This window comes from Microbacterium esteraromaticum (assembly GCF_028747645.1).
In the GTDB taxonomy this organism is placed as follows: Bacteria; Actinomycetota; Actinomycetes; order Actinomycetales; family Microbacteriaceae; genus Microbacterium; species Microbacterium esteraromaticum_C.
Genome location: NZ_CP118100.1, coordinates 2,054,229 through 2,078,246, shown reverse-complemented (window position 1 = coordinate 2,078,246; position 24,018 = coordinate 2,054,229). Strand labels below are relative to the sequence as shown.

The following is a 24,018-nucleotide window of genomic DNA, read 5'->3' as shown; positions in this document are numbered from 1 at the left end:
CGTGCAGCTCGATCGGGCGCTGGACGCGTACCTGCGGCACGTCACGATCGAGCGCGGCCTGTCGGAGCACACGATCGCGGCCTACCGCCGCGATCTGGGCGGGTACGTCGCGTGGCTCGAGGCGCGCGGGGTGGCGACGACGGATGCCATCACCGCGACGATCGTGTCGGAGTTCATCGCCGAGAGATCGAGCGCGCAGCCGCCACCGGCGGCGACTAGCCTCGCGCGGCTGCAGTCGGCGGTGCGTGGTTGGCACCGGTTCCTCGCGCGGGAGGGCATCGCGCAGGATGACCCCTCGGCGCGGTTGCGTCCGCCGAAGACGCCGCAGCGGTTGCCGAAGGCGCTGACGATCGAGCAGGTCGAGCGTCTGCTGGCCGCGCCCGCGCCGGATGAGCCGATCGGCATCCGCGACCGTGCCCTGCTGGAGCTGTTGTACGCCACCGGTGCGCGTGTGTCGGAGGTCGTCTCACTCGATGTCGACGACCTCGCCCACGGCGATGTTCTGCGCGTGCGAGGCAAGGGCGATAAAGAGCGGATCGTGCCGGTCGGGTCGTACGCCAGAGCCGCCGTGGAGGCGTACCTGACCCGGGTGCGCCCGGCGCTCGCGGCGAAGGGTGCGGCGTCGGCGCGTCTGTTCCTGGGAGCACGGGGGGCGCCGCTGTCGCGTCAGAGCGCCTGGCTGGTGATCCGCGCGGCCGCCGAGCGCGCCCAGATCGTCGCCGATGTGTCACCGCACACCCTGCGGCACTCGTTCGCGACGCACCTGCTGCAGGGCGGTGCCGACGTGCGCGTGGTGCAGGAGCTGCTGGGCCACGCGTCGGTCGCGACGACGCAGATCTACACGCACGTGTCGGTGGACACTCTGCGCGACATCTACGCCACCTCGCATCCGCGGGCGCGCTGAGCCCGCACGAGGCGGCCGGTTGCCGCGCGCCGAGCGGAATCCCGGCCGTCGTACGGCTACAATCGACCAAGCACGGAAGGCGGAAACGGTGGCGCAGAAGGCGACGATGTCCAGGTCGAAGACAAACCAGGGAGACGATGTTCCCCTGGGGCCGACCGGTCGTCCCTACCAGGGCTTCGCCACACCGGCACCGCTTGACAGCCACGGGCCGGCGCGCATCATCGCGCTGTGCAACCAGAAGGGCGGCGTGGGCAAGACCACGACCTCCATCAACCTCGCCGCGTCGCTCGCCGAGTACGGCCGCCGCGTGCTGGCCGTCGACTTCGACCCGCAGGGCGCGCTCTCGGCGGGGCTGGGTATTCCCACGCACGACGTGCCGACCGTCTACGACCTGCTGCTCGACATCAAGCGCGACGCGCACGAGGTCATCGTGCCCTCGAACGTCGAGAACCTCGACGTGCTGCCCGCCAACATCGACCTGTCCGCGGCTGAGGTCCACCTCGTCAACGAGGTGGCCCGCGAGACGATCCTCTCGCGCGTGCTGCGCCAGGTGTCCGGCGAGTACGACGTCATCCTGATCGACTGCCAGCCCTCGCTCGGTCTGCTCACAGTCAACGCGCTCACCGCCGCGCACGGCGTGCTGATCCCGCTGGAGTGCGAGTTCTTCGCACTGCGCGGTGTGGCGCTGCTGATCGAGACGATCGACAAGGTGCGCGACCGACTGAACCCCTCGATCACGCTCGACGGACTGCTCGCGACCATGTACGACCCGCGCACGCTGCACTCGCGCGAGGTGCTCGAACGCGTCGTCGAGGCATTCGGCGACGACGTGCTCGAGACCGTGATCGGCCGCACGGTCAAGTTCCCCGATGCGTCGGTGTCGGGCGTGCCCATCACCGAGTTCGCGCCCGAGCACGCCGCAGCCCAGGCGTACCTGCGATTGGCGCGGGAGCTGGTCGCCCGTGGCGCTGTCGCCTGACACCGAGCCGGCCACGGCGGCAGAGCCCGCTGAGTCCTCGGACGGCTTTCGCATCTCGCTGTCGAACTTCGACGGACCGTTCGACCTGCTGCTGAACCTCATCTCGAAGCATGAACTCGACATCACCGAGGTGTCGCTGAGCCGGGTCACCAACGAGTTCATCGCGTATCTGAAGGAGCTCGACGGCGAGGAGGAGCTCGAGCAGGCCTCGGAGTTCCTGGTCGTGGCCGCGACGCTGCTCGACATGAAGGTCGCCGGGCTGCTGCCACAGGGAGAATTGGTCGACGCCGAAGCCGTCGCGCTGCTTGAGGCGCGCGATCTGCTCTTCGCACGTCTGCTGCAGTACCGCGCCTTCAAAGAGGTGTCGTCGTGGTTCTCGCGCTGCCTGCAACGCGAGGAGCGTCGGCACGTGCGCGCCGTACCGCTCGACGAGAAGCACCGCAGCCGCACGCCGGAACTGGTGTGGTCGCTGTCGGCATCCGACTTCGCGGCCCTGGCGATGCTTGCGTTCGCGCCCAAGCAGATTCCCACCGTCGGGGTCGACCATCTGCATGCGCCACTGGTCAGCATCCGCGAGCAGGCGGCGGTCGTGGTGACGCTGCTGCGCAGCGCCGAGTCCCTCACCTTCCGCGACCTCGTCTCGGGCATCACCGAGCCGGGCGTCGTCGTAGCGCGGTTCATCTCGGTGCTGGAGCTGTACCGGCATGCCGCGCTGTCGTTCGAGCAGCTCGAGCCGCTCGGTGAGCTGACACTGCGCTGGTCGGCCGAGAGCTGGTCGGACGAGCAACTGGCGACGTTGGGCGCTGACTATGACCGTTGAAGGAGCATCCGTGCAGAACGAGGCCGAGCCCGAGACGCCGCTGGCCGAACGCATCGAGGCGATACTGCTGATCGTCGACGAGCCGATCGCGCTGGTTGCGCTGGCCGCCGCCGTGCACGCGCCCGTGCCGGCCGTGCGTCAGACGCTGGAGGCGCTGGTCGAGGACTACGACGGTCGCGGCGCGGGGCCGCGCCGCGGCTTCGAGCTGCGTGAGGTCGGCGGGGGCTGGCGCCTGTACGTGCGCGAGGACCACGACGATCTCATCGCCGATTTCGTCGGGGGACAAGCGCCCGCCCGCCTGTCGCAGGCCGCACTGGAGACGCTCGCGGTGATCGCCTACAAGCAGCCTGTCACACGCGGGCAGGTCGCGTCGATCCGTGCGGTCAACGTCGATTCGGTAGTGCGCACGCTGCTCGGACGCGGCCTGATCACCGAGCTGTTCGCCGACGCCGAGACCGGCGCCATCAACTACGGCACGACCGACGCGCTGCTCGAGCACCTCGGTATCAACTCGATCGACGAGCTGCCGCCCATCTCGCCCCTGCTCGATGACGGGGCCGACGGATTCGACGAAGGGACGCTGCGATGACCGGCGACGACAACACCCCCGCCCCCGAGGGCATCCGCCTGCAGAAGGCTCTGGCCAACGCCGGGGTCGCCTCGCGCCGAGTGATCGAGCAGTACATCGTCGAAGGGCGCATCCGCGTCAACGGCCGCACGGTGACCGAGCTCGGCACCCGGATCGACCCCGAGAACGACCTCATCGACGTCGACGGCACCGCCGTACAGCTCGACGTCTCGAAGCGCTATGTGATGCTCAACAAGCCCACCGGCGTGGTCAGCACCATGAAGGACGAGAACGGGCGGCCCGATCTGCGGCGCTTCACCAAGGACTGGCCGGAACGGCTCTACAACGTCGGTCGCCTCGACGCCGAGACCAGCGGGCTGCTGATCCTGACGAACGATGGCGACCTCGCGCACGTGCTCGCGCACCCCTCGTTCGGGGTCACCAAGGTGTACATCGCCAAGGTCGAGGGGCGGGTCACGGCGCAGACCATTGCGACGCTGACGCGCGGTATCGAGCTGGAGGATGGGCCCATCGCAGCCGACAAGGCGCGGCTGCTCGACTCGTCGGGCGACTCGAGCCTGGTGGAGCTGACGCTGCACTCGGGTCGCAACCGGATCGTGCGGCGCATGATGGCTGCCGTCGGGCATCCGGTGATCGATCTCGTGCGCCGTCAGTTCGGCCCGCTGCACCTGGGAACGCTCCCGGTCGGCAAGGCACGCGAGCTGACTAAAATCGAACGTGGCGCGCTGCTGACTCTCTCGCGCCAGGATTCCCGGGAGAACGAGTGAGCGAGACCACCGGCGTGCGTGCACCCCAGGTCGCTGCGCGACTCTCGGGCACGGTGCGGGTCGTCGGCGCCGGCCTTCTCGGCGCCAGCATCGGCCATGCCCTGCGCGCGAAGGGGGTCGACGTCGTTCTCGCGGACGCCTCGCCGTCGCAGTTGCGCCTGGCCATCGACTACGGTGCCGGACGCGCGGCCCGCGACAATGACGCCCCGACCCTGATCGTCGTCGCCGTGCCGCCGGATGTGACGGCCGACGTCATCCAGGCCGAACTCGCCGCGTACCCCGGTGCCGTCGTCACCGACGTCGCCAGCGTGAAGCTGCAGCCGTTCGACCAGTTGCGCGCCCGGGGCATCGACCTCACCCGCTACATCGGCTCGCATCCGCTCGCCGGGCGCGAACGCGGCGGGGCGATCTCGGCGCGCGCCGACCTGTTCATCGGTCGCCCCTGGGTGGTGTGCCGCGACGAGCAGACGCGGCCCGCTGACCTGGCCCTGGTCGAAGCGCTCGCCCTCGATGTCGGCGCGATGCCCCTGGAGATGACCCCCGAAGAGCACGACCGTGCGGTGGCCATGACCTCGCACGTGCCGCAGGTGGTGGCAAGTCTGCTCGCCGCCCGGCTGGCCGAGGCCGACGAGGGATCGCTGCGTCTGGCAGGTCAGGGTGTGCGCGACACCACGCGCATCGCCGCGTCGGCGCCCGAGCTGTGGGTGCAGATCCTGGGCGCCAACGCGGCTCCCGTCGTCGAGGTGCTCGATGCGCTCGCCGACGACCTGCGGAGCGTCGCGGACGCGCTGCGCGCTCCGGATGCCGCCGGCGCGCGCCGTACCGTGGCCGACGCCATCCGCCTCGGCAACGAGGGCGTGGAGCGTCTGCCGGGCAAGCACGGTCAGAACCGTCGATTCGAGACACTGGTCGTCATGGTCGACGACACCGCCGGTCAGCTGGGGCGCCTGTTCGGCGAGCTCGGCGAACTGGGCGTGAACGTCGAGGACCTTCGCCTGGAGCACTCTCCGGGCGCCCAGTTCGGTCTCGCTGAGATCAGTGTCGCGCCGGCCGCGCTGCGCGGTGCGATCGAGGGACTGGAAGAACGCGGCTGGCGGATTGCGGGGAACACCAATGACTGACCTCTCGACGGACTCGGCGCACCAGGCGCGCAAGTTCATCGCGATCGACGGCCCGGCCGGGTCGGGCAAATCCAGCGTCTCGAAAGAGGTCGCCCGCCGGCACGGCTTCGGCTACCTCGACACGGGCGCGGCCTACCGGGCGCTGGCTTGGTACGTGCTCGATCGTGGATTCGACACGGCGGATGCCACGGCTGTGCGGTCGGCAGCATCCGACTTCCCGTTCGCTCAGGCTCTCGACCCCGATGACCGGCGCGTGTCGGTGGGCGGCGTCGACGTGACCGACGCCATCCGCGAGCCGCGGGTGTCGTCCGCGGTCAGCGGCGTCGCGCGCGTGCCCGAGATCCGGGCGCAGGTGAACGAGATGTTCCGGCGGATCGTGGCGGAGGCCGAGTACCCGGCCGTCGTCGTCGAAGGCCGTGACATCACCACGGTGGTGGCGCCGGACGCCCCCGTGCGCATTCTGCTGACCGCCGCCCCCGAGGTGCGTGCCGCGCGCCGCGCGGGCGAACTGGCCGGCGAGAACGCCGCAGCTGTCGCGGAGGCGCTGCACAAGCGCGACGCATCCGACAGCACCGTCGTCGACTTTCTCAACGCTGCCCCGGGCGTTGACGTCGTCGACTCCACAGACCTTGATTTCGCGCAGACCGTCGACGCCGTGCTTGCGGTCATCGACCGGCGCGACGCAGACACAGGAGCATGAACATGGCCGACGAAGAAGAATACGAAGGCGCGCCCGACCAGCTCGCTGACAAGCTCGCCGCGATCGACGAGAACGCTGCCGAGCAGCGCGCTGACTTGATGCGCGCGACGCTCAGCGACTACGAGCTCGACGAGGACGACGCCGACCTGCTGGCGGGACTTTCGCTCGGCGAGGACGGCATCGAGTACTCGCCGGCTCTGCCGGTGGTCGCCATCGTGGGACGCCCGAATGTCGGCAAGTCCGCCCTGGTGAACCGCATCCTCGGTCGCCGTGAGGCCGTCGTCGAGGACACGCCGGGCGTGACCCGCGACCGGGTGACCTACAAGGCTGAATGGATGGACCGGCGCTTCTCGCTGGTCGACACCGGCGGGTGGGAGCCCGACGCCAAGGGCATCGACCGGTCGGTCGCCGCCCAGGCCGAGGTCGCGATCGACCTCTCGGACCTGGTGCTGTTCGTCGTCGACGCGAAGGTCGGTGCCACATCGACCGACGAGCACGTCGTCAAGCTGCTGCGCAAGAGCGGCAAGCCGGTGTTCCTCGTCGCCAACAAGATCGACGACGCGCGCCAGGAGCCCGAGGCCGCCGCGCTGTGGAACCTGGGTCTGGGCGAACCGCACCCGGTCTCGGCGATCCACGGTCGCGGGGTCGCCGACCTGCTCGACCTGGTCATGGCGAAACTGCCCGAGGTCTCGGCCGTGGCCAAGGCCGAGATCGGCGGGCCGCGTCGCGTCGCGATTCTCGGACGCCCGAACGTGGGCAAGTCGTCGCTGCTGAACAAGGCCGCGGGCGAGGAGCGCGTGGTCGTCAACGACCTCGCCGGCACCACACGCGACCCGGTCGACGAGATCGTCGAGATGGGCGGCAAGATGTGGCGGCTGGTCGACACCGCCGGCATCCGCCGTCGTGTGCACCTGCAGCAGGGCGCCGACTTCTACGCATCGCTGCGCACGTCTGCCGCGCTGGAGAAGGCCGAAGTCGCCGTCGTCGTGCTCGACGTCAGCCAGCCCATCAGCGTGCAGGACCTGAACATCATCGACATGGTGCTCGAATCCGGGCGCGCGCTCGTGCTGGCGTTCAACAAGTGGGACCGCCTGTTCGACGACGACATGGAGAACATCGACCGCCGCCGCTACCTGGAGCGCGAGATCGAGCAGGATCTGGCGCACGTCGCGTGGGCTCCGCGCGTGAACATCTCGGCCAGGACCGGGCGCCACCTCGACAAGCTCGTGCCCGCCCTTGAGCTGGCGCTGGAGAACTGGGACCGCCGCATTCCGACCGGCAAGTTCAACGCGTTCATCACCGAGCTCGTCGCCGCGCACCCGCACCCGCTGCGGGGCGGCAAGCAGCCGCGCATCCTGTTCGGCACGCAGGCGTCGACGCGTCCGCCGACGTTCGTGCTGTTCACGACGGGCTTCCTCGACCCCGGCTACCGCCGATTCGTGCAACGCCGTCTGCGCGAGCTGTACGACTTCGAGGGAACGCCGATCGTCATCAACATGCGTGTGCGGGAGCGGCGCAAGAGATAGCATCCGACGCGTTCACGCGGGATAATGGGAGGTTGAAGCCGCGACCCCGCGGCGACAACCACAGTGCCCATGACACAGCGCCCACAAGGCCCGCGTGAAACGAGGATGCGATGACGCACACCCTGCCCCTGCCGGAGTTCACCCACGAGCGGGTGGAGGTGATCACCGGGCCGCGCAGTGGACTGTTCATCGCCGTGGCGCTGCACTCGTCTGTGCTGGGCTCTGCCCTTGGCGGTGCGCGGCTGTGGACGTACCCGCACTGGAGCGACGCGCTCGGTGACGCTCTGCGGCTCTCGGCGGCGATGACGCTGAAGAACGCGGCGGCCGGGCTCGACGCGGGTGGCGGCAAGTCGGTGATCGGCCTGCCGCCGGGCACCGTGCTCGACGCCGACCGTCGCCGTGCGGCCTTCCTCGACCTCGGTGACGCCGTCGAGCTGATGGGTGGGCTGTATCGCACCGCAGAAGACGTCGGTTCGACCACCGATGACATGCTGACCGTCAGCGAACGCACGCAGCACGTCGTCGGGTTGCCCTCGACCGTGGGCGGCTCAGGCGAGCCCGCAGGGCCCACGAGCCTCGGCGTCTATGCGTCGCTGCGCGCGGTGCTCGAGCGGGTCGTGGGATCGTCGGATGCCCGCGGTCGCCGCATCGTCATCTCGGGCCTGGGGCAGGTGGGCGGTCGTCTTGCATCGCGGCTGGCTGAGGACGGCGCCGAGCTGACGGTCACCGACATCAACCCGGCGCGGCGGGAGTTCGCTACGTCGATCGGGGCGACCTGGGTGGAACCGGGCACCGAGCACCTGGTGGCCGGCGATGTCTTCGTGCCGGCCGGTATCGGCGGTGTGCTGACCGATGGGGTCATCGACGCGCTGGATGTGAAGGCCGTATGCGGTCCCGCGAACAACCCGCTTGCTGACCACTCGGGCGCAGGGCGCCTGGCGGAGCGGGGCATTCTGTACGCGCCCGACTTCGTCGTGAACGCGGGTGGCGTGATCTACCTCGATCTGGAGGCCAAGCAGATCGGCACGAGCGACGAGATCATGGCGCGAGTGGCCGGTATCGGCGACACGGTCGGTCGGATTCTCGACGACGCCGCTGAGCGCGGTGTGACCCCGCTGCAGGCAGCGGAGGAGCTGGCGGCGTCGCGTCTGCGCGCTGGGGCCGAGCTCGGGGTTCGGTAACGCGCGCACACTGAGCGTGCCGCGGGCGGTGCGGCGTGGAAAGGTGGAGGGGTGAGCATCATCCCCCCGGCGCCTGGAGAACCGCGCCGCCCGCAGGGCCCTCGTAATCCCGGAGACGCCTGGGTCGTCGCCGAGACGGGCGAGAAGTACTGGGGCCGATTCGGTGCCGCCGGGCTTCTGGCCGTTGACCCTGTGCATGGTGTGCTGCTGCAGCACCGCGTGGGCTGGAGCCACTTCGGCGGCACGTGGGGGTTGCCCGGAGGGGCGCTTCACGAGGGGGAGTCCGCGCTCGTCGGCGCGATTCGTGAGGCGCAGGAAGAGGCCGGGGTGCCGGACGGTGCGGTGCGTGCGCGCTTCACCCGGGTGCTCGATCTGAAGATCTGGTCATACACGACCGTCGTCGCCGATGTGGTCGAACCGTTCGAACCCGTCATCAGTGACCCCGAGAGCCTCGCGCTCGAGTGGGTGCCGGTGGATGCCGTCGATGAGCGGCCGCTGCATCCGGGCTTTGCCGATGCCTGGCCGGCGCTGCGGGTCTTGTTGGCGGTGCGACCCTCGATCGTGGTGGATGCTGCCAACGTGATCGGCTCGGTGCCGGACGGCTGGTGGCGGGACCGCGCTGGTGCCGCCGAGCGGTTGTGTGATCGGTTGGTGGCATGGGCGGCTGCGGGAGTCGAGCCGGGGGTGTTTGGCGGGGCTGGGGTGCCCGAGGCGCTTGGGGAATCTGAGGCGTTTGGGGCGCTTGGTGAGCCGGGTGTCCGTTGGTATCCGGACGTCACGATGGTCGTCGAGGGCGCGGCGCGGAAGATGGCGGGTGCGGGTGCGGGTGGTGGTGCTGGTGCTGGTGCTGGTGCTGGTGCTGGTGCTGGTGCTGGTGCTGGTGCTGGATCTGGCGTGGCGTTTGATGCAGGCGACGTCGGGGTCGTGCAAGCGGACGGACACGGCGACGACGCCATCGTTGGTGAAGCGCGTCGCCTGGTCGCTGCGGGGCGTGAGGTCATCGTCGTCACGAGCGATCGCGAACTGCGGACGCGGGTCGAAGCGCTCGGTGCACGCACCCAGTCGGCCGGCTGGATGCGGGATCAGCTCGACGCTCGTTCGGCTCGCAGGGGGCGCTGAGCGCGCTCAGTTGCTGAGCGTGTGCAGTTAGCGCGGTGTTGCAGTTGCGGCGTCGGGGCAGACTGAGTCCTCCCGACGGTTGAAGCCAGCTAGAAGGGCGCCGGTGCGGCTTCTGGTGACGGGACGAACATCACGCGCCGAGGTGCGGCGTCGGCGTAGGTGCTTCCGTTTGGCGCGGTCCATTGCAGATCGCCCCCGGGAAGCTGCCTTGCTCTCCAACGATGCTGCTCAGGGAAGTCGGGATGCTTGAGCGCGTGATGCGTCTTACACAGGTGCGCGAGGTTGTCGAGTGACGTCGGCCCGCCGAGCGCATGATCGTGGTTGTGGTCGAGCTCGGTGCGGTGAATGGGCATACGACAACCGGGGAACCGGCAGTGCTGATCGCGCGCTTGCAGGAAGCGCCGCATGCCCGCGGTAGGCATGTAAGTGTCGCTCTCGGTGAGCTGCCCGGTCGGGTCGAGGAACAGGCGCGTCCACGCGGTGCTGCGTCCGGCGAAGGCGCGAGCGGCCTCGGGGTGAAGCTCACCGTGTCCGTCGAGCTGCCCGGGACGGTCGTCGTCACCCAGGAGTGTGTTGGCGCTGACGGTGACCTGCACGGTCGCCGTGATGTTGTCCATGCCTGTGCCGAGATCCTCTGACGGTGTGGCGGTCAACAGCAAGTCGGTGAGCACGTCGGTGCGGATCTGGTCGAGCGTGCGCTGGTCGGAGGGCAGGCGGATGATGGTCGGCCCGTCAGAGATCATTTGCTCGACGAAGTCCCAGTACGCATCGACGTCGTCGCCGAACGGGGCGTTGTCGGGCGGCACTGCCAACCCGTCGTAGAAGTCCTGCCCGGTGCCGGTGCCGGTGCCGGTGCCGGAGCCGGTGTCGGAGCCGGTGTCGGAGCCGGAGTCGGAGCCAGAGTCGGAGTCGGTGCCAGGCGTGCTCACCACCATGAGGTCGCTGTCGGGCACGCGGGCGGACTCGTCGCCGAGATCTTCCCGCAGACCAGAGTCGTTCTGCAGGGCGCGGTCGTTTTGCAGAGCAGGGTCGTTGTCGAGCTTGTCTTGTAGGGCGTCTTCGTCCACGGGGAGCACGGGGAAGGGGTTCTGATCGACGTTCTGGGTCTGGATACGGCCGAGCTGGGTGAGGCGGTCGTGAATAGCGATGGCGAGGTGCTCGGGCAGGACGACCTGCAGCAGGGCGAGCCCGTCGCCGACGGAGCGCACGGTGACGGTGCGCTCGGCCAGCGCCCGCTCGTGGCGTGCGGTGATGGTGCTGCCAGCCAATGCCGCAGCGACTTCGCGCGCATGGGTTCGCGTGCGCGATGGAGCCTCGGACTCGGCGAACACGACCGTAGCGGCCTCATACAGCGCCATCGTGCCTGCTTCGACAACCCCGTTCTGTACGGCCTCGCGCACGGGTGCGGCGGCGTGCAGGATCTCGTGTACATGCGATGCGGTCACAGATCCGGTACGGAACGACGCTTCGAGCAGCGGGTAATCACCCGTGGAGAGGAACCGCGCATCGTCAAAGGCACGTTCCACGGCGCCTCGCGAGGAAGGCACAGCTGCGCAGTGCTCGGCGATCATCGAGCGCCAGATCGCGTCGCGATGCTGCGGTTGATCGGCCACATCGTCATCCATCAGAGCGACCCGCGCAGCCAGTAGATCTGAGGCGCGTGCCTCGGCGCGGTTGATCTCGGCCCGCACGGCGACCCACTGCTCGAGCAGCGCGGCCTGCTGCTGCATGCGGTCGACGAGTGGAGCGGACATGCCTCCATGTTAGAACTAATGTTCTAAGTAAACAAGTGCATATCCTTACTTTTCTAGAAGATTCTCGAATCCCTAGTCGGCGAGAGGAACGATCATCGGTGCTGAGTCGGGAAGCGACACCACGATCACCCGCGGCGCCTGGATACTCGCGAGCTCGCCGGGCAGATCCACGTGTGCGCGGGGAGCCGGGGTCGCTTCCGCGGGCGCGAGCGGAGCCAGGGTCGCTCCCTCGGCAGCGCGCCACACCGTGACGGCGGCGCCGGTGCTTTCTGCGATCTGCGCGCTGAGCTGTGCTGTTCGGGGATCGTCAGCATCCGCCGTCACAAGGATGACGCGACCGATCGACGCACGACGCGCCGCAGACGGCGCGATGCGTCGGTCGTGGCGCCAGATCGCGAAGTGATAGCCGAACACGACAGCTGTGGCGCTGAGCAGCCCGAGCGGAGCCCGGATCTGCTCGACCAGTGCGGCCGGCCGTGCGTCGTCGAGCAGGAAGTCGAACAGGCGGTATCCGATGATCAGCAGAGTGATCAGGCCAACGATCGCGCTCGCGCCGAACACGGCGACGAGGTACACACGGCGGGCGGGTTCGGCAGCATCCGCCGTCGTGGTGGTGCGTGTCGGACGCCACGCGACCCACCAGGCGACCGCGCCCACGGCGAGGGCGCTGATGCCTCCGAGCAACAGCGTTCGCGGCACGTGCGCGCTCAGCGTCGGGGCGAGCGCAGCGAGCAGGGCGTTGATAACGACTCCGAACCCGCTGGCCGCACCGACCAATGCGATCGCCGAGATCACGAGGCGGCCGGCGAGGCGCGCGGTGTGCTCGCGCTGGGCGAGCACCGCGCTGTGGTGCACCCATACCGCCGCGGCGACCAGCGCTGTCGCGACGGCGACGTCGAGTGGTGCGAGCACCTCGTTCGAGGGGGCGGTGTCGAAGATCAGACGCAGGCCGACGTACAGGGTCGTGCCGAGTGCGAACAGTCCTGCGCCCGCCGAGACGCCCACAACGGCCACGAGCACCACGTCCGCGAAGACACCCGGGGTCGAACGTACCCGGTGGTAGAACCAGTGCCACCACCACAGGGCCGTTCCGAGCAGCAGCCAGACAAGCCCCTGTAGAACGGCGATGGGCCACGGGCGTGACGCCGCCAGGATGTGAGAGGCATCAACCAGAGCCTCGGAAAGCAGCGCCGAGAGCGCGGACACAGCGCCGAAGGCGGCGATGGCCAGGGCATAGAGCGATGAGAGTTCGAGCGGTAGGCCGACAAGTCGAGTCGGTGCCGTCGCCGATCGCGACCGCAGTCTGACGTGCCACAACCAGATTCCTGTCCACAGGACGCCGCTGGCGAGCTGCCCGGGACGCCAGTGGCCGTCGAGGCCCGCGGTCGCGGCGAGCCCGAGTGAGACCGACGCAGCGATGAGCGATGTCACGGTCATTGCCGTGACGTACAGCGCCCACACCAGTGAGGCGCGCTCACCGGGGTCGGTGAGCCGGCGCCGCAGGAACCACCACAGTCCAGCGCCCAAGGGCACGCCGATCACCGTGAATGCGAGCGAACGGGCGAGGCCTGCGTCGTCATCGACGAGTACCGCTCCTGCGCCGAGGGCGCGGTCGGCGAGTCCGCTCAACCCGGCGGTGGCGACGCAGACGAGCGCGAACAGGAGGGCGTAAAGGATGATGCGCCGTACGATCGCCTGTGCGCTCCGCGGCGGCGGGACGGGAATTGCGGGGGCGGCCATCACGGTGTGCCATTCGGATAGCAGATGGTGAATTGCCAGGGCGCACCATCGATCAGCCAGGTATCGCCGTCGCGCACGAGGTCGAAGACCTCGTCGCTCTGGTACTCGTCGCTGATGGGTCCGGATCCGCTCACGGTGGTGATGACCACCCGCACGCGTGCGGTCTCATCGTGTTCGGTCGTGCTCACCAGCACGACGCGGTTCTCATCTGCGATTGGTGGCAGGCGATCGCAGTCTTCGGTGATCTCGGGGGCGAGCAGATCCATTGCCGCTGCCGTATCGCCGTCGTTCACCGCCTGCACATAGCGCTGCACGACCCCTTCGGCACTGTCGGGGTCGTACGTGGCGGATTGGCCCCGGGTGAGTACGGCGACCAACGCGATCGCGACGACCACCGCGACCAGCGCCAGAAGCACCCAGAGGGCCAGCCGTGACTTGCGAGCATCATCACTCATGGCTCCCACGAACCTCTCTCCCGTCGCGAGTGGCAACACGCCGCATCCGCGCGGATGCCCATAGTGTACGACCGAACCGCGCGCGCATGAGGGAGAATCTGCGCGGCGCCAGGGGACTGGCGGCGCGTCAGTCGCGTCCGCGCAGTCGATCGATCTCGCGACGCTCTCGCTTGGTCGGGCGTCCCGCTCCGCGGTCACGCACCGCGAGCAGCGCGACGGGGTCGCGCGGTGGGGTGCGATCGTCGTACGCGGTCGCGGCAATGGGCGCCCCGACCCGCTTCGACAGGGTCTTGCGCACGACGAGGATGCGATCGAAACCCGACATGCGAACGCGCACCTCATCGCCGGGTTTGACCGTCTGCGCGGCCTTCGTGCGCTCGCCGTTGATGCGAATATGCCCCGCGCGGCATGCGGTCGTCGCCGCAGATCGGGTCTTGTAGACCCTGATCGACCAGAGCCAACTGTCGACGCGCACGGGTGTGACAGCATCCGATGCGGCGGGGGACGACGTCTGGTTCGTCATCGCGATGTCTCCTCTCGCAGGGGCGCCGGCGTGCGTCCGGTGGGGATGCTTCGCGGGTCGGGGGCGTTGCACAGGTGATGGAGCGCGCCGGCGATGATCAGGCCCTGGCCGAGTGTGTAGGTGAGCATGACGGCGGGGCTGGTCCAGTCGGGCATCCCGTCGAGGAAGAGACGGAACGCGAGGATCGAATCGCTGAGCAGAAACAACGCGCCGCCCACCGCGAGAGTGGGGTTGCCGCGCGCGGCGGTCGCCGCGGTGCCGGCCAGCACGAGTCCGTAGGCGGCGATGCCGAGCAGGAGGCCGTCTGATTGCGGGCCGACGACGACCAGCATGCCGACCCACCAGGCGGCGTAGACCAGCGTCCACCATGGCAATCGACGCACAGCGGTGTATCGCAGAAACAGCACGATGTAGGCGATGTGCGCGAGGCCGAAGAAGAGCAGCATCAGTGGCAGTTCGGGCCCGCCGGGGAAGAACGTGCCGGCGCCGTCGCCGAGCCACGAGAACAGCAGGGCGGCGCCGAGTAGTGCGATGGTTCCGCGGGGTCGCAGGCGTGGTGCGGCGGCGAGCACTGGCAGAGCCAGCAGGGGCATCAGCGTCAGTTTCGTGGGCGCCGCGAGGGGACTCTGCAGGGTGAGCGCGGTGACGTGGATGATCGCGAGGACGATGTACGGGGCCCAGACGGCGATGTCGAGGGGGCGGATGCTACGCAGCATCCCTCCATCGTATTCAGGCGTTCATGACTCGACGGTGACGTCTTGCACCTCGCCGTCGGGGCTGAGGTGCGCGGCGGGCCAGTATCCGGTGGGGAAGTGCTCACCGCACGCGTCGGTGAAGTGCAGCACGGTCTCGTCGGTTGTGACCTCGATCGCGTCGAGTTGCAGGTCGGTGGCGCCGGCGTCGAGCTCGGCGGATGTGGGGTCAGCGTCGCTGAAGCGCGTGAAGACGGCATCCGCGGCTCGGCGGCGGATGCCGTCGATATCGGTGACCAGTGCACGGGCGCGGGGGAGGAGGGCGCGGACGGCGTCGATGTCGGCGCCGTCGACGATGAGGTCGAGTTCGCGATCGTCGTGCGGGATGCTGGCGGCGTACCAGTCGTGGATGACGGTGTCGCCGTCGTCGAGCGTCGTCTCGGCGCGGGTGAGCCGGCCGAGGGTCGGGTCGTCGATGATCGGTTGTGCGGAGGTCATAGCGCCACCGTAGCGGTCTGCGGTGACGTATCAGTCGTGCAGCGGGCGCGTCACGAGGACTCGGCCGCCCGTGAGGGTGGCATCGTGGGTGAACCCGGCGGCCAGGAACGTGGTGAGCGCGCCGTGGAACATGTCGTTCGCGCGGTGGGTGCCGTGGGTGTTGTCGACCGGGTACGCCTCGACGAGCCGGGCGCCGCTCTGGCGGGCGTGGTCGATCGCGGCGTCGAGGAGGATGGCGTTGAGGCCGGTGCCGCGGTGTTCGCGACGCACGACGAAGCACGTGACCGCCCACACGGAGTCGTCGTCGAGGGGTTCGGCGGTGGCGCCGACGATGGAACGCGTGTTCAGGATGCGTAGCTGGGTGGGACGTGGCCCGACGCGGATCCACCCGGCCGCTTCACCGTCGACGTATGCCACGAGCCCGGGCGTCTGACGTGTGGCGATCTCGTCGTGCAGCAGGTCGCGTCGCTCGTCGACCGACGTGGACTGCCAATCTTTGTTGCGCACGACGGGCCAGATGCACTGGCAGCTGCGCCCGTCACCGCCGCCGGAAAGGGCGTGCTGCACATCGCCCCATCGTTCGATCGTCGCCCGCTCTGTCGTGATCGTCGCCATGTTCGCACGCTACGCCGGGCGTCGGACATCGGCAATCATCCCGTGCCCCTCGTGCGCGCCACGCCCGGAAAACACCAAGGTGTGCGCCTGGTTCGCGAGGCCCGTTCGCGTCGGCTAGGATAGGGGAGTTGCCTGCGCGAAAGCGCGGTCGTCCACGGGCTGTGGCGCAGCTTGGTAGCGCACTTGACTGGGGGTCAAGGGGTCGCAGGTTCAAATCCTGTCAGCCCGACCACATTGAGGCTCGGAATCACGCGGAAGTCGCGAGGTTCCGAGCCTCTGTCGTATCCGCCGCCGTGCCGTGGTTGTGCACCCGTTGTGCAGTTGCTCGCGGGACGAGCGCTGAAGCGCTCTCGGCAGCACGCCGAGCGGCATCGCCGATCAGGTGCGTGTAGATGTCGCTCGTGACCGAGATCGACGAATGACCGAGCCGCTTCGACACGAGCGCGATGTCGGCGCCGCTCGCGAGCAGCAGCGACGAGTGCATGTGCCGCAAGCCGTGCAGCGTCGAGCGCGAGCTCGGTGGTTTCGGTGTGCACCTAGCTCTTGGTCGTCTCGATCGAGGCGCACCCGAGGAGGTCGGTGACGATGTGGAGGGGTACGTCGCCGGAGTCAGGGGACCTCGACACCCCGGGCGGGCATTGACCTAGGGGTGAGACGACTGCGGTTGGGGCCGATTCTGCGTTGCTTGCAGGTCGGAAGCACACCCGACACCGGCTGTCGCGTCGCAATGCGCGGTCGGTAGATGAGACTTCGCTAATGTACGGATCATGACCCGAATCGAAGGGGAGTCGGCTCAGGCCAAGGGCGCGGACGGTGCCCAGCGCGCGAAGCGGTGGCTGGAGTCAACCACGCGCGTCAACGCGCAGTGGGTAAATCCCAACCCTCCCGCCGTCGCGAAGCTGACCTTCGCGTGGCCTCACGGTGGGCAGAACTTCTCGTTCGACCTCGGCGGCACGCTCAAGTACGGCGACTACGACGGCCACGAATTCTTCGCTGAGTCGAAGAACTACGCCGAGCCCAGTGACCTGCCGAAGCACTACTCGAAGTTTCTCGCGCAGTGCTACGTCGCTTACGACAAGATGCCGTCCCGGGCTGACCACTTCATGTGGATCGCGTGGAGCCCTCACTCCATCACGGACTGGCCGAAGCTGACCACGGCGGACTACGTTCGTGCCCACGTCCTCAAGCACCGCGAGAGGGTGTTCGGGACCGACGACGAGGCGGAAGCCGCAGCCCTCGTGGACGAAGGCGTGGTGTCGGCAGTGGCGAGCAGACTGTGGCTTGTCATCCTCTCGACGAAGCAGGAGACGCTAGTCATCTCGAAGGAGCACCGGAGCGTCATCGAGGCTTACGAGACCAGGAAGGGGGAGTGATGGCTGACGTATCCGCCTTCGCCGCCCTCATTCACGACGGCCTGTTCGACCCTTCTCCCAGCGAGTCCATCCTCCGGGTCAAGGATGCAGTAGCTAAGGAGCTGACTGCGCTCGACTCGACCGCCCGGGTGAAGCGAACAGACTACTTCAACCACACCTTCGCGCCCGACTTCGTCATGACGTGGCCGGACGCAAGCTCGCGCCGGGTGTACCTGCGCATGGCCTACGACCTCGATGCGCTTGTGGATGACGTGGCGCTCATCGACTCCACAGATCCGCTCATCTTCGGTCTAACGCCCGCAGAGTCCGTCGAGGCCAAGCCCCATGTGGACGAGGTGATCGGGGACAGCGATGCGATGTTCACAGAGCCCGCCGCGCTGGAGAGGCTGATCGACCGGAAGAAGGACGACTCGACCGCCAACATGCTCAGCAATGCCTTGGCACAGGGTGGGCGGGGCTCGTTCGTCGGTGATGAGGCAGTCGAACTTGCTGACGTGGTTCAGCGTGGGTTCGTCGCAGCCGCCGAGGTCGAGTCGGGCGGAACAGCCGAGGCTGTGCAGACCATCAGTAACCGGTTACAGGGGCAGCAGGCGTGGCGTATGAACCGCGTGCTCCAGGCGGTCTGGGAGGGGAGCGAGGGGTCTCTCTCGACCTTCCCCGGCAAGGCGGACGTGTCCGGGCGGCTTAATACCGAGTCGCTGAGCTACCTCGTCAAGTACATGCGCACCGATGACCGCGACTTCTGGCGACGAGTGGGGCGCGGGCTCACGTTAGCCGACCTGGAGAGCCTCGACTTCGCGGCAGCACAGGCCAACATCGAGAGCCTCATCCAAGCCAATCTCGATGTCATTCCCGCGCGAGCCACCGTCGTCAAGCCGGACCCGCTCGGGCTCGATGAGCCTGCCGCCGGGGCACGCTTTGGCTGGAACAAGCGCGGTAGTCACATCACGTTCGAGGCACCGAAGCTGTTCGCGGTGCTCGGGAGCGCGAAGACGGACCTCCGCGACGTGGATGAGGAAGCAGCGGCGGCGGTGTCCGTGGACGCGTTCATCGACCGCGCGAGGAGTACCGACTTGGTGGAAGTGACCATCCACTCCGGCCCTGACCACATCAGTGTCAAGAACGACGAGGGCGCGATCAGCACGGAGCGCCTACGCGGCGTGTCCGCGACGTTTGGCGGCTCAGCAGAGGTGGCCCAGGCGATCGCGGGTTCGCGAACCGGGCGCGTGACCGTCGACCTGCCCGAGCGGTCGGGGACCGGCAAGACGCAGAGCAAGGTGCGCATGGCCGACCTGCTCATGACGACGATCCCGCTCGTGGTCGATGTGCCCGACGACGTGTGTGAAGGCATCGAAGAGTTCCTGCAATACGAGGTAGACAACGGCCAACCTCAGCTCGACATGTTCGCGCTGGAAGCGGGCGAGGCGCGCGACGGGATGCCTATGCTTCTGTCGGGCAATCCGGCGGACGATCTGCCCCCGTTCCTCGCGCTCGAAGCCTTCACCGAGGACGTGACCGAGATCAACGGGGATTCGCCAGCGTCGGATTAGTTACCCTCGAGGGTGGGTGTCCTGACTGGAAGCCACTAGGCGCGCTCGATGATCATCATCAGCCGGTTGAGCGAGCACGCGGTGGCCTGCCGAACAGTTCGACGTCGCTACGGCGCGCTCCGCGACCATCAGCCGCATAGCTCGGGACTGCCGAGATGGCGGTTCGTTCGTTCCATGGCGAGGGTGAGTTCCGAGGTGTCGGTGTGCAAGTAGCCCTTGGTCGTCTCGATCGAGGCGTGTCCGAGGATGTCACGGACCACGTGAAGCGGGACGCCGGCGTTGGCGAACCATGTGACACCTGCGTGCCTGAGGTCATGTCGTTGCAGACCGGGGTGGCCGAGGCTTTGCACCAAATTGGTCCAGTCGGTTGCTCGCGAGAGCGTTCCCGTAGTGACGACCCCGCCCCGGGGCCCTCGGAGCAGCGGCTGATCATGTTCGCGGCCGTCGGTCATGCGTCGGAGTACGGGCTCCAACCGGAGGATCGGTACCCTGATTCGCCCTGAGTTTCGTTCCGTCCTTTCCTTTTGGAGGATGGATTCATGCCAGGACCGTATCCGGACGAGTTCCGTCAGCGCGCGTTGCGGATGTTGAGCGAGGCTCGCCCCGATCACAAGACCGATCACGCCGCGATCACGCACGTCGCAGCCAAGCTCGGCATCAATCCCGAGACGCTGCGATTGTGGAAGAAGCGCCTCGACGTTGACGAGGGCCGCCAGCCGGGGACCTCGAGCGAGGCGCAGGCGGAGATTAAGCGGTTGAAGAAGCAGATCGCCGAGTTGGAGAAGGCGAACGAGATCCTCCGGTCCGCGAGCGTGTTTTTCGCGACCGAGCTCGGCCGCCCCTCGTCGAGATGATCGCGTTCGTCGACAAGATGCGTGATCGTTTCGGGGTCGAGCTCGTCTGCCGTGTGATGCGGCAAGCCGAGGTGGGGTTCCTCACCGCTCGCGGATACCGGGCTGCGAAAGCGCGTCCCGCGTCAGCGCGGCAGCTGCGGGACGAGCTGTTGATCCCGGAGATCGTGCGGCTGCATGCGGAGAACTACGGCGTCTACGGGGTCCGGAAGATGCATGCGCTACTGCGGCGGCAGGGCTGGGTGATCGGTCGGGATCAGACCGGCCAGCTGATGCGGATCGCGGGTGTTCGCGGGGTGAAACGGTCGAAGAAGGTCTTCACCACGAAGTCCGACCCGTTGCACGAGAAGCCGAGGGATCTCGTGCAACGCAGGTTCACCGCCGACGCACCCCGCAGGCTCTGGGTCGCGGACGTGACCTATGTCGCGACGTGGTCCGGGTTCGCTTACGTCGCGTTCGTCACCGATGTGCTCTCCCGCCGCATTGTCGGATGGAACGTCGCCGCGACGCTCAAAGCCGACATCCTGCCGCTCCAAGCGTTGAACATGGCGGCGTGGGCCGCGGACGGGAACCTCCACGCACTTGTCCATCACGCTGACCACGGGGCGAACTACCTCGCCGTGGTCTACACGGATCGCATCGAGGAGCTCGGCGCGACGCCGTCGACCGGAACCGTCGGCGACAGTTTCGACAACGCGATGGCCGAGGCCATCAACGGGCTCTACAAGACCGAGTTGATCCGTCGCCGCGGCCCGTGTCGCACGGTCGAGCAGGTCGAACTCGCGACACTCGAGTACGTGTGGGGGTGGAACAACCAGCGCCTCCACGGAGAACTCGACATGCGTACCCCCGCCGAGGTCGAAGCCGACTACTACGCTGGCCTCGACAGACCCTTGGGAACACCCGTCTCCCAAGCCGCCCGATAGGAACGAAACTCAGAGCGAATCAGGCTAAGACAACTCCTCACATCTCGACCCCCGCCCCGAAAGGCTGACGCAATGAAGCTCACCGCCGTTTACGCTAGGTTCTTCCGCTCGCTGAACTATGACTACGTTCGACTGTCCAACCCGAACTACCGCCCGGACCCATGGGACGGCACACCTTCCGGAGCGCAGTACCCGTTCGTTCGGCTGCGCCTGGAAGATCAGATCACTACTGTCGTCGGCGGCAACGAGTCAGGCAAGAGCCAGGTACTCGCCGCCGTGCGCGCGGCGCTGACCGGCGAAGGATACGAGAGAAGCGATTTCTGCCGTTACTCGCCGTTCTTCTCCGTCGACAAGACACTCATTCGACCAGAGTTCGGGGCTGAGTTCCGAGACATCAGTGACGCTGACATCAAAGCAATCGAGGAAGCAACGGGCGAGACGGGACTCAGCGGAACTGATCGTGTTGCCATTTTCCGGATGAACACGACCCCGCAACTTCGTCTTTATGCTCATCGCGGGGATCAGTGGCTGGAACCCAGTCATGTCAAGAAGCCGACGCTCTTGAACGAAGCCGGTCTTCCAGCGCCGTTCAACATCGACGCCGATGTGCCCCTGCCAGATAGCGTCCCCCTGGAGTTCCTGGCCACAGGCAAAGCGACGGCAGCTGTCGGACGCAGCGTGCTTCGCAGCATCTGGGATGCCTTCACGAACAACTCCAACTGGTTTGACTCGAAAGACTCCGTCGTCAGCCAGGCGAACGAGATCTCGACATCCTTCAAGACCTCGACATCAATCAACGAAGAGGAACTCAAGAAATACCATCTCGCTGCTGATCTGTTGCTCAAGGTCGCGGGCCTCGACCGTTCCCAGTTCGTGGAGTTGCAGAACGCAGTTCGCACCAAGAACGGGTACGCGAACAGCATCGTCGACACGATCAACAGCGAGTTGTCTAAGGCACTTAACTTCCCGCACTGGTGGACGCAAGACAGTCAGTTCGAGTTGTTCGTCGCCCTCTTCGAGTACGACCTGGTCTTCATGATCCGGGACCGGACTGGACGGTCCTATGGATTCGACGAGAGAAGCGATGGCCTCAAGTACTTCCTAAGCTACTTCGTGCAGTACCTCGCCCACGAAGCACCGAGCGACGGACGACCAGAGATCCTGCTGATGGACGAGCCTGACCGATTCCTATCGAGTTCCGGTCAACAGGATCTCCTAAGAGTGTTCGCAGACTTCGCGGACCCCGAAGACGACGCCCGCGCTCCAGTACAAGTCCTGTACGTCACGCACTCGCCGTTTCTGATCGACAAGAACCACGCCGAGCGCATTCGAGTACTCGAAAAGGGCGAGCACGACGAAGGTACGCGCATCGTCGCGAGTGTCGCGCAGAACCACTACGAACCCCTCAGATCTGCGTTCGGGAGCTTCGTGGGCGAGACAGCCTTTATTGGCACCTGCAACCTCATGCTGGAAGGACCGTCCGACCAGATATTGCTCGCGGGGATCTCGAGCTGGCTGGGACGTCAGAACGCCCCCGACCGCGAAAGGCTTGATCTCAACCGCATCACCCTCGTCCCTGCCGGCGGGGTCAGCCAGGTGCCGTATCTGATCTACCTGGCCCGAGGGCGTGACATCGAACAGCCGGCGGTGATCGCGCTGCTCGACGGCGATAAAGCAGGCAACGATGCCCGCGCAACGATCCGAAAGGGTGGTGCTCGACGCAAGGCACTCATCGCGGACAACCTCGTGCTTCAACTATCCGATGCAGAACTCGAAGGCATCACGACCGACAACCCACACGGCAGGGTCGCCATTGAAGATCTGATCCCGTTCAACATCGCGATCGCAGCTGCGAGCCGCTACTGCGCTGAGTTCGTCCCCGACATTGATATCTCGATGCTCGGACTCAGCGCTGGCACGGTGTTCGATGAAGCACCGGCCAAAGCGGGAGCCAAAGGAACGATCGACGCTCTGGAGCAAGCCATCCGCAAGCTCACGTCACAGGAGAGCTTCGAACTGAACAAGATCGGTTTTGCCCGGAGTGTTCTGACAGAACTCGCGAGCGACGCGGTGCAAGAGGAGGATCGCCAGCTGTTGGCCACGAACTTCCGTCAGCTGTTCACAGCTCTTGGTGTCAGACAGCGAGCAGCGGTTCGCGCCGAGAGCGTCGAACGCGTCTCCAGCCGCATCAACCGCGCGCGAGATCGGTTCATGCGTGAGCATGTCTCCACTGCAACGCGCGAGCACGTCCTGCTTCTCATCGAGGAGATCTCTGGACAACTCGACAACTCCGAGGAAGCCGAAGACGTTCGGGCTGAGATGCGCTCATGGCGACCTCGGTTCCACCTCGATGATGACCCACGCGAGGCCATCGAAGATATTGAAGAGCTTCACACCGCTCTTCGGTCGCTCGCATACCTCGGGAAGCGCAAAGCCGCCAACGAGCCAGTAAGTTTCACGCCCAGTTCCGACACGGCACAGGGAACGTCGGGGATCGCCGGCGACGCTGGCTTGCCTGAAACCGTTGACGCGGCCCCAGGGGCAGTCTCCCAAGCGTGAGTGGTGAAATTTCGAGAGGAGAGAATGCATGAGCGCATACCTGGTCACTTATGACCTGAACGCACCGGGGCAGGACTATGAGTCGCTAATAGAACGCATCAAGTCCTATGGCACATGGGCAAACTTGATGAAGTCCACATGGATTGTGGTATCCAACAACTCGGCAGACGCCGTGTACACCCACCTACGAGGGGCGATGGACGACAGCGGCTGGCTGTTTGTCGTCGACGTCTCAGGCCAGGATCGTCAGGGCTGGCTGACGAAGGACACTTGGGAGTGGATTCGCAAGCACGTATAGGCCGGCGCGCCGAGATAGGCCCCGCGCTCCTGAGTCGCGTCGTGCCAGATCCGGTCCTATTCATCGACTTCCGAGCCTTCCGAGTGGGGGACCAGAAGGGGACCAGAACCATGCAATTCATGCATCTCGTGAGTCACGCTGCATGATCTGAGGCCCGGAATCACGCGGACTTCGGTCTCGACGACGCCGTCTGGACGCCTGGGGGTCAAGGGGTCGCAGGTTCAAATCCTGTCAGCCCGACGTAAACGCAGAAGAGGGCAGATCCGCCAAGGATCTGCCCTCTTCTGCGTTTACTCGCGCTCGCAAAGCGGGGCCCCGCGGCGCCTAGAGGCTCCGCGCGCAGCTGAGGCTGGGACTCAACGGAATCTTGGGAGTTGCGGCGCGTGGAGAGCGTAGTGGTAGTGGCTCTGACAGCGGTTCAGTCTTTGTCGGGGGTGGTGCGACTCCGGTATGCACTCGCACAGGGTCATTGTCGCCT

The 24,018-nt window shown here is 66.9% G+C and carries 25 protein-coding genes and 1 tRNA gene; 17 read left to right on the top strand and 9 right to left on the bottom strand.

Annotation, left to right across the window (positions count from 1 at the left end):
* Position 1: 1 nt before the first annotated feature.
* The 10 genes from xerD to PTQ19_RS09740 all read left to right on the top strand — a co-directional run bounded on the left by xerD (position 2) and on the right by PTQ19_RS09740 (position 9,706).
* Positions 2 to 904, top strand: a complete 903-nt coding sequence (xerD, locus tag PTQ19_RS09785) for a site-specific tyrosine recombinase XerD (protein WP_206824934.1) — start codon at positions 2 to 4, stop codon at positions 902 to 904.
* 106 nt (positions 905 to 1,010) lie between these two features.
* Entirely contained in the window at positions 1,011 to 1,883 is an 873-nt protein-coding gene (locus PTQ19_RS09780; protein ID WP_179410475.1) for a ParA family protein, read from the top strand.
* Positions 1,867 to 2,703 (top strand): segregation and condensation protein A, encoded by an 837-nt coding sequence (locus tag PTQ19_RS09775; protein WP_224818913.1) that lies wholly within the window; start codon positions 1,867 to 1,869, stop codon positions 2,701 to 2,703. Before PTQ19_RS09780 ends, PTQ19_RS09775 begins: the two co-directional genes overlap by 17 nt.
* The gene (gene scpB / locus PTQ19_RS09770; RefSeq protein ID WP_274367176.1) at positions 2,693 to 3,292 is read left to right on the top strand and encodes an SMC-Scp complex subunit ScpB; all 600 of its coding nucleotides are present in this window, start codon (positions 2,693 to 2,695) and stop codon (positions 3,290 to 3,292) included. The genes PTQ19_RS09775 and scpB overlap by 11 nt, the downstream gene beginning before the upstream one ends.
* Positions 3,289 to 4,059 (top strand): pseudouridine synthase, encoded by a 771-nt coding sequence (locus PTQ19_RS09765; protein ID WP_274367175.1) that lies wholly within the window; start codon positions 3,289 to 3,291, stop codon positions 4,057 to 4,059. Before scpB ends, PTQ19_RS09765 begins: the two co-directional genes overlap by 4 nt.
* A complete protein-coding gene (locus PTQ19_RS09760; RefSeq protein WP_274367174.1) occupies positions 4,056 to 5,180 on the top strand; it encodes a prephenate dehydrogenase in 1,125 nt (374 codons plus the stop codon). Before PTQ19_RS09765 ends, PTQ19_RS09760 begins: the two co-directional genes overlap by 4 nt.
* Positions 5,173 to 5,880 carry a (d)CMP kinase gene (cmk, locus tag PTQ19_RS09755; RefSeq protein WP_274367173.1) on the top strand — a complete coding sequence of 236 codons (708 nt, stop codon included), beginning with the start codon at positions 5,173 to 5,175 and terminating at the stop codon, positions 5,878 to 5,880. The genes PTQ19_RS09760 and cmk overlap by 8 nt, the downstream gene beginning before the upstream one ends.
* Positions 5,881 to 5,882: 2 nt before the next feature.
* On the top strand, positions 5,883 to 7,406 hold the full coding sequence (der, locus tag PTQ19_RS09750; RefSeq protein WP_274367172.1) for a ribosome biogenesis GTPase Der: 1,524 nt from the start codon (positions 5,883 to 5,885) through the stop codon (positions 7,404 to 7,406).
* Between the two features lie 110 nt (positions 7,407 to 7,516).
* On the top strand, positions 7,517 to 8,587 hold the full coding sequence (locus PTQ19_RS09745; RefSeq protein WP_274367171.1) for a Glu/Leu/Phe/Val dehydrogenase family protein: 1,071 nt from the start codon (positions 7,517 to 7,519) through the stop codon (positions 8,585 to 8,587).
* A 51-nt stretch (positions 8,588 to 8,638) separates the two neighbouring features.
* Entirely contained in the window at positions 8,639 to 9,706 is a 1,068-nt protein-coding gene (locus PTQ19_RS09740) for an NUDIX domain-containing protein (RefSeq protein ID WP_274367170.1), read from the top strand.
* An 89-nt stretch (positions 9,707 to 9,795) separates the two neighbouring features.
* Here PTQ19_RS09740 and PTQ19_RS09735 read toward each other — a convergent pair whose 3' ends face one another.
* The 7 genes from PTQ19_RS09735 to PTQ19_RS09705 all read right to left on the bottom strand — a co-directional run bounded on the left by PTQ19_RS09735 (position 9,796) and on the right by PTQ19_RS09705 (position 15,983).
* Complete coding sequence (locus tag PTQ19_RS09735; protein ID WP_274367169.1) at positions 9,796 to 11,460, bottom strand: HNH endonuclease signature motif containing protein; 1,665 nt, start codon at positions 11,458 to 11,460, stop codon at positions 9,796 to 9,798.
* 72 nt (positions 11,461 to 11,532) lie between these two features.
* Positions 11,533 to 13,200, bottom strand: a complete 1,668-nt coding sequence (locus PTQ19_RS09730) for a DUF5671 domain-containing protein (protein ID WP_274367168.1) — start codon at positions 13,198 to 13,200, stop codon at positions 11,533 to 11,535.
* Positions 13,200 to 13,655, bottom strand: a complete 456-nt coding sequence (locus PTQ19_RS09725; protein ID WP_274367167.1) for a hypothetical protein — start codon at positions 13,653 to 13,655, stop codon at positions 13,200 to 13,202. Before PTQ19_RS09725 ends, PTQ19_RS09730 begins: the two co-directional genes overlap by 1 nt.
* Positions 13,656 to 13,782: 127 nt before the next feature.
* The gene (locus PTQ19_RS09720) at positions 13,783 to 14,178 is read right to left on the bottom strand and encodes an RNA-binding S4 domain-containing protein (protein WP_274367166.1); all 396 of its coding nucleotides are present in this window, start codon (positions 14,176 to 14,178) and stop codon (positions 13,783 to 13,785) included.
* Complete coding sequence (locus tag PTQ19_RS09715; protein WP_274367165.1) at positions 14,175 to 14,894, bottom strand: lysoplasmalogenase; 720 nt, start codon at positions 14,892 to 14,894, stop codon at positions 14,175 to 14,177. The genes PTQ19_RS09720 and PTQ19_RS09715 overlap by 4 nt, the downstream gene beginning before the upstream one ends.
* Positions 14,895 to 14,915: 21 nt before the next feature.
* Positions 14,916 to 15,368: a hypothetical protein gene (locus PTQ19_RS09710; protein ID WP_274367164.1), complete on the bottom strand. Its 453-nt coding sequence runs from the start codon at positions 15,366 to 15,368 to the stop codon at positions 14,916 to 14,918.
* Positions 15,369 to 15,398: 30 nt separating this feature from the next.
* Complete coding sequence (locus PTQ19_RS09705) at positions 15,399 to 15,983, bottom strand: GNAT family N-acetyltransferase (RefSeq protein WP_274367163.1); 585 nt, start codon at positions 15,981 to 15,983, stop codon at positions 15,399 to 15,401.
* 155 nt (positions 15,984 to 16,138) lie between these two features.
* On the opposite strand from PTQ19_RS09705, the gene PTQ19_RS09700 reads away from it, so the two are divergent.
* Positions 16,139 to 16,215: transfer RNA gene (locus PTQ19_RS09700), tRNA-Pro, on the top strand.
* A 15-nt stretch (positions 16,216 to 16,230) separates the two neighbouring features.
* Here PTQ19_RS09700 and PTQ19_RS09695 read toward each other — a convergent pair.
* Positions 16,231 to 16,485 (bottom strand): tyrosine-type recombinase/integrase, encoded by a 255-nt coding sequence (locus tag PTQ19_RS09695; protein ID WP_274369066.1) that lies wholly within the window; start codon positions 16,483 to 16,485, stop codon positions 16,231 to 16,233.
* A 265-nt stretch (positions 16,486 to 16,750) separates the two neighbouring features.
* On the opposite strand from PTQ19_RS09695, the gene PTQ19_RS09690 reads away from it, so the two are divergent.
* The gene (locus PTQ19_RS09690; protein WP_274367162.1) at positions 16,751 to 17,356 is read left to right on the top strand and encodes a hypothetical protein; all 606 of its coding nucleotides are present in this window, start codon (positions 16,751 to 16,753) and stop codon (positions 17,354 to 17,356) included.
* Entirely contained in the window at positions 17,356 to 18,906 is a 1,551-nt protein-coding gene (locus tag PTQ19_RS09685) for a hypothetical protein (protein WP_274367161.1), read from the top strand. The genes PTQ19_RS09690 and PTQ19_RS09685 overlap by 1 nt, the downstream gene beginning before the upstream one ends.
* A 128-nt stretch (positions 18,907 to 19,034) precedes the next feature.
* Here PTQ19_RS09685 and PTQ19_RS09680 read toward each other — a convergent pair whose 3' ends face one another.
* Positions 19,035 to 19,358 carry a tyrosine-type recombinase/integrase gene (locus PTQ19_RS09680; RefSeq protein WP_274367160.1) on the bottom strand — a complete coding sequence of 108 codons (324 nt, stop codon included), beginning with the start codon at positions 19,356 to 19,358 and terminating at the stop codon, positions 19,035 to 19,037.
* 87 nt (positions 19,359 to 19,445) lie between these two features.
* Here PTQ19_RS09680 and PTQ19_RS09675 point away from each other — a divergent pair, with 87 nt between their 5' ends.
* The 4 genes from PTQ19_RS09675 to PTQ19_RS09660 all read left to right on the top strand — a co-directional run bounded on the left by PTQ19_RS09675 (position 19,446) and on the right by PTQ19_RS09660 (position 23,540).
* On the top strand, positions 19,446 to 19,760 hold the full coding sequence (locus PTQ19_RS09675) for a transposase (RefSeq protein WP_274367159.1): 315 nt from the start codon (positions 19,446 to 19,448) through the stop codon (positions 19,758 to 19,760).
* On the top strand, positions 19,757 to 20,683 hold the full coding sequence (locus PTQ19_RS09670) for an IS3 family transposase (protein ID WP_274367158.1): 927 nt from the start codon (positions 19,757 to 19,759) through the stop codon (positions 20,681 to 20,683). The genes PTQ19_RS09675 and PTQ19_RS09670 overlap by 4 nt, the downstream gene beginning before the upstream one ends.
* Positions 20,684 to 20,755: 72 nt before the next feature.
* Positions 20,756 to 23,242 (top strand): AAA family ATPase, encoded by a 2,487-nt coding sequence (locus tag PTQ19_RS09665; protein ID WP_274367157.1) that lies wholly within the window; start codon positions 20,756 to 20,758, stop codon positions 23,240 to 23,242.
* A 28-nt stretch (positions 23,243 to 23,270) separates the two neighbouring features.
* On the top strand, positions 23,271 to 23,540 hold the full coding sequence (locus tag PTQ19_RS09660) for a hypothetical protein (RefSeq protein ID WP_274367156.1): 270 nt from the start codon (positions 23,271 to 23,273) through the stop codon (positions 23,538 to 23,540).
* Positions 23,541 to 24,018: the final 478 nt, after the last annotated feature.

What these genes read in the sequence shown, in the direction of transcription:
- PTQ19_RS09735 (WP_274367169.1), bottom strand. Translation starts at nt 11,460, where the DNA reads ATGTCCGCTCCACTCGTCGACCGCATGCAGCAGCAGGCCGCGCTGCTC.
- PTQ19_RS09660 (WP_274367156.1), top strand. Translation starts at nt 23,271, where the DNA reads ATGAGCGCATACCTGGTCACTTATGACCTGAACGCACCGGGGCAGGAC.
- scpB (WP_274367176.1), top strand. Translation starts at nt 2,693, where the DNA reads ATGACCGTTGAAGGAGCATCCGTGCAGAACGAGGCCGAGCCCGAGACG.
- PTQ19_RS09690 (WP_274367162.1), top strand. Translation starts at nt 16,751, where the DNA reads ATGACCCGAATCGAAGGGGAGTCGGCTCAGGCCAAGGGCGCGGACGGT.
- PTQ19_RS09670 (WP_274367158.1), top strand. Translation starts at nt 19,757, where the DNA reads ATGATCGCGTTCGTCGACAAGATGCGTGATCGTTTCGGGGTCGAGCTC.
- PTQ19_RS09675 (WP_274367159.1), top strand. Translation starts at nt 19,446, where the DNA reads ATGCCAGGACCGTATCCGGACGAGTTCCGTCAGCGCGCGTTGCGGATG.
- PTQ19_RS09680 (WP_274367160.1), bottom strand. Translation starts at nt 19,358, where the DNA reads ATGACCGACGGCCGCGAACATGATCAGCCGCTGCTCCGAGGGCCCCGG.
- PTQ19_RS09710 (WP_274367164.1), bottom strand. Translation starts at nt 15,368, where the DNA reads ATGACCTCCGCACAACCGATCATCGACGACCCGACCCTCGGCCGGCTC.
- PTQ19_RS09765 (WP_274367175.1), top strand. Translation starts at nt 3,289, where the DNA reads ATGACCGGCGACGACAACACCCCCGCCCCCGAGGGCATCCGCCTGCAG.
- PTQ19_RS09685 (WP_274367161.1), top strand. Translation starts at nt 17,356, where the DNA reads ATGGCTGACGTATCCGCCTTCGCCGCCCTCATTCACGACGGCCTGTTC.
- der (WP_274367172.1), top strand. Translation starts at nt 5,883, where the DNA reads ATGGCCGACGAAGAAGAATACGAAGGCGCGCCCGACCAGCTCGCTGAC.
- PTQ19_RS09715 (WP_274367165.1), bottom strand. Translation starts at nt 14,894, where the DNA reads ATGCTGCGTAGCATCCGCCCCCTCGACATCGCCGTCTGGGCCCCGTAC.
- PTQ19_RS09720 (WP_274367166.1), bottom strand. Translation starts at nt 14,178, where the DNA reads ATGACGAACCAGACGTCGTCCCCCGCCGCATCGGATGCTGTCACACCC.
- PTQ19_RS09780 (WP_179410475.1), top strand. Translation starts at nt 1,011, where the DNA reads ATGTCCAGGTCGAAGACAAACCAGGGAGACGATGTTCCCCTGGGGCCG.
- PTQ19_RS09705 (WP_274367163.1), bottom strand. Translation starts at nt 15,983, where the DNA reads ATGGCGACGATCACGACAGAGCGGGCGACGATCGAACGATGGGGCGAT.
- PTQ19_RS09745 (WP_274367171.1), top strand. Translation starts at nt 7,517, where the DNA reads ATGACGCACACCCTGCCCCTGCCGGAGTTCACCCACGAGCGGGTGGAG.
- cmk (WP_274367173.1), top strand. Translation starts at nt 5,173, where the DNA reads ATGACTGACCTCTCGACGGACTCGGCGCACCAGGCGCGCAAGTTCATC.
- PTQ19_RS09725 (WP_274367167.1), bottom strand. Translation starts at nt 13,655, where the DNA reads ATGAGTGATGATGCTCGCAAGTCACGGCTGGCCCTCTGGGTGCTTCTG.
- PTQ19_RS09730 (WP_274367168.1), bottom strand. Translation starts at nt 13,200, where the DNA reads ATGGCCGCCCCCGCAATTCCCGTCCCGCCGCCGCGGAGCGCACAGGCG.
- PTQ19_RS09665 (WP_274367157.1), top strand. Translation starts at nt 20,756, where the DNA reads ATGAAGCTCACCGCCGTTTACGCTAGGTTCTTCCGCTCGCTGAACTAT.